Here is an 8,641-nt window from a genome sequence, read left to right as displayed (position 1 = left end):
GGCTCCGGCTCCGGCTCCGGCTCCGGCTCCGGCTCCGGCTCCGGCTCCGGCTCCGGCTCCGGCTCCGGCTCCGGCTCCGGCTCCGGCTCCGGCTCCGGCTCCGAAGTGAGTCTGCTTGCCCGCCAGCGCATTCGATGCCTCATCCGCGACCGCGTCCAGATCGGCCCCGCCCGCCGCCGACACCGCGGCCGCGATCAGACCTTCGACGAACGGCGCAGCGCACAGCCGCACCCGATGCTCGCCGGCCAGCAGTTCCAGCGCAAGTTCAGCCGACAGCACCGCACTGCCCATATCCATCAGCACCAGCACCCCGTCACCACTATCGGCTGCGGCGATGGCCTCCGACACGGCGACGGCGTCGGTCCCGAAGGTCTGTTCATCCAGCCCGGCCGCGATCTCGATCCGCACCGGCTGCCCGCCCAGCATCTCCCCGGCCAGCGCGACCGCCGCCTGCGCGAGCGTATGACTGTGCGAGACCGCGACGATCCCGATCACCACAGCGCCTGCCCGGCCGCGGCGACCAGCAAGGTCGCGCTGGTCGCGCCCGGATCCTGGTGTCCCGCACTGCGTTCCCCCAGATAGGAAGCACGGCCTTTGCGGGCGACGAGGGGGATGGTCGCGTCGCGCCCGGTCGTCGCCGCGGCCAGCGCGGCATCCAGTGCCACCGCCAGGTCGGCTCCGGCGGCAAGCTGCTCGTCGAGCGTGTCGGCCGCGGGCACGAGCGCGTCGACCATCGTCTTGTCCCCCAATTCGGCCTTGCCCCGGGCAACCACGCCGTCGAGACCCGCCCGGAACGCCGCGGCGAAGGTCGGCCCGTCGAACTCGCCGTCACCGGTCGCGGTGGCACCGCGCAGGAAGAACGTGCCGTAGAGCGGTCCGCTCGCGCCGCCGACGCTACGAATCAGGACCATGCCGGCCTGTTTCAGCACCGCACCGGCGGTCGGCTGCGGATCGTCATCGAGTGCGGCGACGACGGCCGCGGTGCCACGCCGCATATTGCTGCCGTGGTCGGCGTCACCGATGGCGGCGTCGAGCGCGGTGAGTTCGTCGGCGTGCTCATCGATCAGTGCCGCGAACACACGCAGCCACCGCGTCGCATCGATCGTCGTCATCAGACGCCCCAGCGCAGGGCCGGCGTGCGCACCGGCGCGTCCCACAGTGCCAGCAGGTCGTCGTCGAGCTTGGTCAATGTCACCGAACACCCGGCCATCTCCAGCGAGGTGATGTACGGGCCGACCAGTGAGCGCACGATCTCGACGCCGTGCGCGGCAAGGATCCGGGCGACCTCGCCGAACACGATGTACAGCTCGAGCAGCGGGGTGCCGCCCAGCCCGTTGACGAAGCAGATCACCTGGTCGCCCTCGGCGAACGGCAGATCGGCCAGGATCGGCTCGACCAGCATCGCGGCCACGTCCCTCGCCGGCGCGAGTGCCGTGCGGCGGCGCCCCGGCTCGCCGTGGATGCCGACGCCGATCTCCATCTCGTCCGCGCCGAGCGCGAAGGTGGGCTTGCCCGCGGCGGGGACCGTGCACGAGGTCAGTGCCATCCCCATGCTCCGGGTGCGCTCGTTCACCGTGCGCGCGACCTCGGCCACCGCCGCCAGCGGACGGCCCTGTTCGGCCGCTGCCCCCGCGATCTTCTCCACCACCACGGTCCCGCCGACACCGCGACGGCCCGCGGTGTACAGACTGTCCTGCACGGCGACGTCGTCGTCGACGATCACCGACAGCACCGTGGCGCCGGTCTCGGCGGCGGCCAGTTCGGCGGCCATCTCGAAGTTCATCACGTCACCGGTGTAGTTCTTGACCAGGTGCAGCACCCCGGAGCCCGCGTCGACGGCGGTGGTCGCGGCCACGATCTGGTCCGGCACCGGCGAGGTGAAAACCTCACCGGCACAGGCGGCGTCGAGCATGCCGAGGCCGACGAACCCGCTGTGCAGCGGCTCGTGCCCGGAGCCGCCGCCCGAGAGCAGCGCCACCTTGCCCGGTGTCGGCGGCTCGGCGCGCAACACCAGCCGGTTGTCCAGGTCGACCCGCAGCTCCGGATGCGCCGCGGCAAGACCGGACAGCGCGTCATGGATCACCGTCGCCGGATCGTTGATCAGCTTCTTCATCTGCGCTCTCCTCAGATGGCCCGTGGGATCGATTCTGCCCGGGTCCCCTGACCCCGCGAGTGATTCCTCGAAAGGGCACCCTCGACCGGCGCGCCGCCCACGCCCGTTTCCGCAGGCCGGTGCCGTCGAATTCCGCTACCGCTGCGCGGAAACATTGCGCCTGGTCACGACAGTGGCGATAGTTCACGGCACCCGTCGAGAGGGAGTCCGCCATGACCACCACCGAACCGCCGCGTTCCGGCGCGCAAGCAGTCGACCGCGCGGTGCACGTGCTGAACTGCTTCCACGGGGGCGATCCGGAGTTGTCGCTGAGCGAGCTGGCGCAGCGATCGGGACTGCCGGTGAGCACCACCTTCCGGCTCGCGCAGGCCCTGGTGCGCGGCAGGCTGCTCGAGCAGGACCCGGCCACCGACCGCTACCGGATCGGGCACGGTCTGGCCTGCCTGGCCAGGCCGGCGCTGTCGCGGCTCGGCCTCGATGCCGCCGCTCCGCACCTGTACGCGCTCGCCGCCGGCATCAAGATCACCGTCAGCCTGAGCGTGCCCGACGCGGAGGAAGCTCTCACCGTCTTCCAGGCCCGGCCACCGGTGTCCTTCTGCCACAACCAGATTCCGCAGGAACGCCGACCGCTCAGCGCCAGCGCCGTCGGCCACGCGCTGCTCGCGCACACACCGGCCAGGGCCGACCGCGGCAACGGCGAACTGTTCGACACCGTGCGCAGGCGCGGGTTCGCGGTGGAGGAGATCGACAGCGAGGAACCGATCCGCGCGATCGCGGTCCCCGTGCTCGGACCCGACAAGCAGGTGTGGGGCGCGCTGGGTGTGCAGGCGCGCGCGGTGCGCCTCGACCGCGATCTCGTACGCGCCGTCGTGCCCGCGATGCACCAGATCGCCGTGCGGATCGGTCCGTATTTCCACACCGCCGCCGCTGGTACGGGATTCGGCGCACCCTGATTTCCACGATGCGGAAACACCATTGCCCGGTCGATACCGACAGGCGCACTATGTAATTCGATGCGGCGTACCCTTCGCCGCACCTGTAAGGAAAGTCTCGACATGATCGAATCCCCCGCGCTCGTCCGCCGCCGAACGGTGGACCTGATGCGCCTGTCCCCCGGATTCTGTCGCAGCTGACAGCGCGGCGGCATTCTCCGTCGCCGATTCGCCTTTTCTCGTTTCCCGGTAATCCGTTCGCGCGGATCGTCGCGGCGTGCGCCCGTGTGGCCCGCCGCGCGGTCACGCGTGCCGCAGAAAGAACCCCGAATCATGTTGTCCACCATCTTCCGACGACGTCCGCTGCGTGCGCTCGCCGCCGCGCTCGTCGCTCCCGCCGCCCTCGCGGTGGTCACCGCGTGCGGCGCCGCCGAGGCGCCGACGACCGCCGACGGCAAGACCGTGCTGCGCTATCAGGGCCAGACCGGCCTTGTCACCGCCTACGAACTCGCCGACAACCTCGGCTACTTCAGCAAGATCAGCTTGCAGTGGGAGGGTGATACCACCAGCGGACCGGCCAATATCCAGGCCGCCGCCACCAAGCAGATCGAATTCGGCAGCGCGTTCAACGGCGCGGTGGTCAAGCTCGCCGCCGGTGGCGCCCCCGTGCAGTCGGTACTGAGTTCCTACGGTTCCGACGCCAAGTCCTACACCGGCTACTTCGTCCGCGAGGACTCCGGGATCACCAGCGCCCGCGACCTGATAGGCAAGAAGGTCGGCGTCAACACGCTCGGCGCGCACCACGAGTTCGTCACCCGCGAATGGCTGCACCAGCAGGGCCTGACCGAGGCCGAGATCAAGCAGGTGCAGCTGATCGTCGTGCCGCCGGTCAATACCGAGGAAGCGTTGCGCAGCGGTCAGATCGACGTCGGCGCGCTGAACAGCGTGTGGCGCGAGACCGCCGTCGGGCGCGGTGGCGTGCGCCCACTGTTCACCGACACCGCCATTTTCGGCGAATTCGATTACGGCACCTACGTTTTCCGCAAGGACTTCATCGCGCAGAATCCCGAGGCGGTCAAGGATTTCGTGCAGGGCACTGCTCGTGCGACCCGCTGGCTGCAGATCACGCCGCGCGACGAGGTGATCGCCAAATTCACCGACATCATCACCAAGCGCGGCCGCAACGAGAATCTGAAACTGCTCGACTACTGGCGTAGCTCCGGCATTCCGGTGCCGGGTGCGGTGATCGCGGACAAGGAGATCCAGATCTGGATCGACTGGCTCGAGCGCAACGGCGAACTGCCCACGGGCAAGATCACCGCCACCGATCTGTTCACCAACAAGGACAACCCCTACGCCAACGGCACCTACCAGCCGGCCAGCGGCCCGACCGGAGAGGTGGTGGCAGCGAAATGAGCAGCACCACAGCCAAACTCGCGCTGCACGGCGTAGGCAAACAGTTCGCCGTCCGCGGGACGGCCGAGAAGTTCACCGCGATCGACGACATCACGATCGAGGTCGGTGCAGGCGAATTCCTCGTCCTGGTCGGGCCGAGCGGTTCCGGCAAGTCCACCCTGCTCGACCTGCTCGGCGGCCTGAGCACACCGAGCTCGGGGCAGATCCTGCTCGACGGCGCACCGATCACCGGCCCCGGCCTCGACCGCGGTGTGGTGTTCCAGCAGTACGCGCTGCTGCCGTGGCGCACCGCTCGTGCGAACATCCAGTTCGGGCTCGAAGCCAAAGGCGTCGCCCGCAAGGAACGCGGGCAGATCGCCGACCACTACCTGGAACTGGTCGGCCTGGCCGGGTTCGGCGACCGCTACCCGCACGAACTGTCCGGCGGCATGAAGCAGCGCGTCGCGATCGCCCGCAGCCTGGCCTTCGACCCGGAGGTCCTGCTGATGGACGAACCGTTCGCCGCGCTCGACGCCCAGACCAGGGAGTCGCTGCAGGACGAACTGCTGCGCATCTGGCGCACGACCGGCAAGACCATCCTGTTCATCACCCACGGCATCGACGAGGCCGTGTATCTCGGTCAGCGCGTCGCGGTGCTCACCTCCCGGCCGGGCCGGGTCAAGGCCGTGATCGACATCGATATCGACCGCACCGGTGACAACGATGTCCGCTCCAGCGAACAGTTCCGCGACTACCGCCACCGTATCTGGACCGAACTGCAGAGCGAGGTCAGCCGGGCCCAGCGGCTCGAACTCGCGACCGACGACAGCGCCGCCGCCGCGGACGCGTCCACCGACAGGAGTCCCGCCCATGTCTAGCGCCGTCCCCCTGCTCGTCCGCCCGAGCGAGGTCACCGCCGAACCGGCCGCGCCGCGCACCGCCGTCGCGATCCCGAGGCCCGCCCTCCCGGCAGGACTCGTCCGCGCCGCCCGCACGAGCGCAACCACCCTGGTGCGCATCACCAAACCCCTGCTCGCCTTCGTGCTGCTGCTCGGCGCGTGGGAACTCGCGCCGCGGCTCGGCGTTGTCGACGAGGTGTTCCTGCCACCGTTCTCGGTGGTGGTGCAGGCCTTCGCCGAACTCACCGCCAACGGGCAACTGGGCGAGCATGTTTCGGCCAGCCTCACCCGCTCGGTCACCGGTTTCTCCATCGCCCTGGTGATCGCGGTGCCGGTGGGGATCGCCATCGCCTGGTACAAGCCGGTGTCGGATTTCCTGAATCCGGTACTCGAGCTGTTCCGCAACACCGCCGCGTTGGCGCTGCTGCCGGTGTTCGTCCTGATCCTCGGGATCGGCGAGACGTCGAAGATCGCGCTGATCGGCTACGCCACCTTCTTCCCGATCCTGCTCAACACCATCACCGGCGTCCGAACCGTCGATCCGCTGCTGGTGAAATCGGCGGTGTCGCTCGGCTTCTCGCCGATCAGGTTGTTCCAGAAGGTGATCCTGCCCGCGGCCATCCCGTCCATCTTCACCGGAATCAGGATGGCGGCGGCGGGCTCGATCCTCGTGCTCATCGCCGCGGAGATGGTCGGCGCCCGCGCCGGACTCGGCTATCTCATCACCGCCGCCCAGCAGAACTTCCAGATCCCGCAGATGTACGCGGGCATCGTGGCCATCTCGCTGATCGGTCTCGGTTTCAACTTCGCCCTCGTCGCACTGGAACGCCGCCTGTCGCGCTGGCGCACCTCACCGACCGACGCCTGACCAGGAGTTTCCCCATGTCCCGCAAGACCTTCCATCTCAACGCCTTCCTGATGGGCGTCGGCCACCACGAGGCCGCCTGGCGCCACCCGCGCACCGACGCGCACCGCGTGCTCGACGTCCGGCATTTCCAGAACCTGGCCCGCATCGCCGAGCGGGGCAAGCTCGACTCGGTGTTCTTCGCCGACACCCTCGCCGTCGGCCCGCGCATCGAACGCAACACCCTCGCGGTGTTCGAGCCGGTGACGCTGCTGTCGGCGATCGCCACCGCCACCGAGCGGATCGGCCTGATCGCCACCGCCTCGACCAGCTACAACGAGCCGTTCAACCTGGCCCGCAAGTTCGCCTCGCTCGATCACATCAGCGCGGGCAGGGCTGGGTGGAACATCGTCACCTCCGGCAGCGTCGACGAGGCCTTCAACTTCGGCCTCGACGCGATTCCCGAGCACGCCCGTCGCTACGAGCGGGCCGAGGAGTTCGTCGACGTGGCTGTCGCGCTCTGGGACAGCTGGGAGTCCGAGGCGATCGTGCTCGACACCGAGGCCGGCGTCTTCGCCGACCCCACCCGGGTGCACACCCTCGACTACGCCGGGGAGCGATTCCGGGTGCGCGGCCCGCTCAATTCGCCGCGCGGTCCGCAGGGCAGGCCGCTGCTGGTGCAGGCCGGATCCTCGGAGTCCGGCAAGGAGTTCGCCGCGCACCGTGCCGAAGCGGTGTTCACCGCGCAACGCACCGTGGAAGAGGGCGTCCGGTTCTACCGCGATCTCAAGTCCCGGCTGGCGAAATACGGTCGCGCCGAGCATGAACTGAAGGTGCTGCCCGGCCTCGTTCCGTTCATCGCCGACACCGTCGAGGAGGCCAAGGCACTCGAGCAGGAGTTCACCGACCTGATCTCGCCCGACTACGCGCTGCGCCAGCTCTCGTCCATGCTCGGCGTCGACCTCACCACGCACGCACTGGACGCACCACTGCCCCCGTTGCCCGCCGAGAGCGAGATAGAGGGCGGCAAGAGCCGCTTCACGCTGGTCAAGGAGCTGGCCGAAACCGAGGATCTCACGGTGCGCCAGCTCATCGGCAAGCTGGGCGGCGGCCGTGGGCACCGGACTTTCGCCGGTACCCCCGAGCAGGTGGCCGACGAGCTGCAATCCTGGTTCGACGCGGGTGCGGCCGACGGCTTCAACATCATGCCGCCGTACCTGCCCGGCGGCCTCGAGGACTTCGTCGACCGGGTGGTGCCGATCCTGCAGGAACGCGGCCTGTTCCGCGCCGACTACGAATCCACCACGCTGCGTGGTCATTACGGGCTCGACCCCGTCGAAAGCCAGTTCGCCCAGCGTGATTCACGGGTGAGCGCCTGATGCGCACCCGGCGACTCGACATCGAGCTCATGCGGGTGGTGAGCAGCGCCTGTCCGGGCCGATGACCACCCACGTCCCAGCCTGCTCCCCTGAAGGACCAACGACATGACCACCATCGAAAGCCCCCGCACCGCCACCGCACTGGAGATCGCCCCGGTCGCCGGGCACATCGGCGCCGAGGTCACCGGCATCGACCTGCGCCGGGAACTGACCGACGCCGACGTCGACGAGCTCACCGCGGCACTGCACCGGCACAAGGTGCTGTTCTTCCGCGACCAGCAGATCGGCCACGCCGAGCAGATCGCATTCTCCCGCCGCTTCGGCGCCGTCACCCCGTCACACCCCTACGACGACGACGCGCCCACCGAGCACCCCGAGATCCTCGCCGTCGACAGCCGCCTCTACGAGAAGCGGTTCGGCCGCAGGAAGTTCAGCTACACCAACCAGTGGCATACCGACGTCTCCCCGCTGATCAACCCGCCCGCCGCCTCCATCCTGCGCGCGGAGATCGCCCCGGAGCGTGGCGGCGACACCCAGTGGACCAATCTGGCCGCCGCCTACGCGGGTCTGCCGGAATCGCTGCGCGCCTTCCTCGACGGCCTGCGCGCCGAGCACCGCTTCGGTGGCCGGATCCCGCCGTGGGACGCCGACAGCGACTACGCCCGCAAGATCGCGGCCTCGCCGCTGGTGACCGAGCACCCGGTGGTACGGGTGCATCCGGTGACCGGTGAGCGGGTGCTGTTCGTCAATCCCGGCTTCACCACCCGGATCATCGGCCTGACCCCACCACAGAGCGATGCCCTGCTGCAGCTGCTCTTCGACGAGACCTCCCACCCCGCCTACACCGTCCGGTTCCGGTGGGAGAAGGGCAGCATCGCGTTCTGGGACAACCGCGCCACCGCCCACCTGGCGCCGAGCGATCTCGACCATCTCGACGTCACCCGGGTGCTCTACCGCACCACCCTCGAGGGCGATGTCCCGGTCGGTGTCGACGGTGTGGCGTCCAGCTCGGTGGCCGGCGCGAAATTCACCGGCGCCTGAAAACCTTTCCGGTGCCCGGCTTTCCGGGCCGGGCACCG

The 8,641-nt window shown here is 69.2% G+C and carries 9 protein-coding genes; 6 read left to right on the top strand and 3 right to left on the bottom strand.

Going from position 1 to position 8,641, the window contains the following annotated elements:
- The 3 genes from dhaM to dhaK all read right to left on the bottom strand — a co-directional run.
- A partial coding sequence (gene dhaM, locus ACWF82_RS10110; RefSeq protein ID WP_452499863.1) for a dihydroxyacetone kinase phosphoryl donor subunit DhaM occupies positions 1-495 on the bottom strand: 495 nt, incomplete at its 3' end.
- Positions 492-1,112: a dihydroxyacetone kinase subunit DhaL gene (gene dhaL / locus ACWF82_RS10105; protein ID WP_452499862.1), complete on the bottom strand. Its 621-nt coding sequence runs from the start codon at positions 1,110-1,112 to the stop codon at positions 492-494. The genes dhaM and dhaL, both read right to left, overlap by 4 nt.
- Complete coding sequence (gene dhaK / locus ACWF82_RS10100; protein WP_452499860.1) at positions 1,112-2,113, bottom strand: dihydroxyacetone kinase subunit DhaK; 1,002 nt, start codon at positions 2,111-2,113, stop codon at positions 1,112-1,114. Before dhaK ends, dhaL begins: the two co-directional genes overlap by 1 nt.
- A 212-nt stretch (positions 2,114-2,325) precedes the next feature.
- Between dhaK and ACWF82_RS10095 the strand changes: the two genes are divergently transcribed.
- From ACWF82_RS10095 to ACWF82_RS10070, 6 genes are all read left to right on the top strand, one after another.
- Entirely contained in the window at positions 2,326-3,066 is a 741-nt protein-coding gene (locus tag ACWF82_RS10095) for an IclR family transcriptional regulator (protein ID WP_452499858.1), read from the top strand.
- Positions 3,067-3,378: 312 nt separating this feature from the next.
- On the top strand, positions 3,379-4,461 hold the full coding sequence (locus tag ACWF82_RS10090; RefSeq protein ID WP_452499857.1) for an ABC transporter substrate-binding protein: 1,083 nt from the start codon (positions 3,379-3,381) through the stop codon (positions 4,459-4,461).
- Positions 4,458-5,318: an ABC transporter ATP-binding protein gene (locus ACWF82_RS10085; RefSeq protein WP_452499855.1), complete on the top strand. Its 861-nt coding sequence runs from the start codon at positions 4,458-4,460 to the stop codon at positions 5,316-5,318. The genes ACWF82_RS10090 and ACWF82_RS10085 overlap by 4 nt, the downstream gene beginning before the upstream one ends.
- A complete protein-coding gene (locus tag ACWF82_RS10080; RefSeq protein ID WP_452499854.1) occupies positions 5,311-6,207 on the top strand; it encodes an ABC transporter permease in 897 nt (298 codons plus the stop codon). The genes ACWF82_RS10085 and ACWF82_RS10080 overlap by 8 nt, the downstream gene beginning before the upstream one ends.
- A gap of 14 nt (positions 6,208-6,221) precedes the next feature.
- Complete coding sequence (locus tag ACWF82_RS10075) at positions 6,222-7,562, top strand: LLM class flavin-dependent oxidoreductase (RefSeq protein ID WP_452499852.1); 1,341 nt, start codon at positions 6,222-6,224, stop codon at positions 7,560-7,562.
- A 105-nt stretch (positions 7,563-7,667) separates the two neighbouring features.
- Complete coding sequence (locus tag ACWF82_RS10070) at positions 7,668-8,603, top strand: TauD/TfdA dioxygenase family protein (protein WP_452499850.1); 936 nt, start codon at positions 7,668-7,670, stop codon at positions 8,601-8,603.
- The last annotated feature ends 38 nt before the right edge of the window (positions 8,604-8,641 follow it).

It is taken from the genome of Nocardia sp. NPDC055053 (genome assembly GCF_053608285.1).
This window is presented reverse-complemented; position numbering and strand designations above follow the sequence as displayed.

Coding starts and splice junctions, on each gene's coding strand:
- dhaL (WP_452499862.1), bottom strand. CDS start 1,112: ATGACGACGATCGATGCGACGCGGTGGCTGCGTGTGTTCGCGGCACTG.
- dhaK (WP_452499860.1), bottom strand. CDS start 2,113: ATGAAGAAGCTGATCAACGATCCGGCGACGGTGATCCATGACGCGCTG.
- ACWF82_RS10095 (WP_452499858.1), top strand. CDS start 2,326: ATGACCACCACCGAACCGCCGCGTTCCGGCGCGCAAGCAGTCGACCGC.
- ACWF82_RS10090 (WP_452499857.1), top strand. CDS start 3,379: ATGTTGTCCACCATCTTCCGACGACGTCCGCTGCGTGCGCTCGCCGCC.
- ACWF82_RS10085 (WP_452499855.1), top strand. CDS start 4,458: ATGAGCAGCACCACAGCCAAACTCGCGCTGCACGGCGTAGGCAAACAG.
- ACWF82_RS10080 (WP_452499854.1), top strand. CDS start 5,311: ATGTCTAGCGCCGTCCCCCTGCTCGTCCGCCCGAGCGAGGTCACCGCC.
- ACWF82_RS10075 (WP_452499852.1), top strand. CDS start 6,222: ATGTCCCGCAAGACCTTCCATCTCAACGCCTTCCTGATGGGCGTCGGC.
- ACWF82_RS10070 (WP_452499850.1), top strand. CDS start 7,668: ATGACCACCATCGAAAGCCCCCGCACCGCCACCGCACTGGAGATCGCC.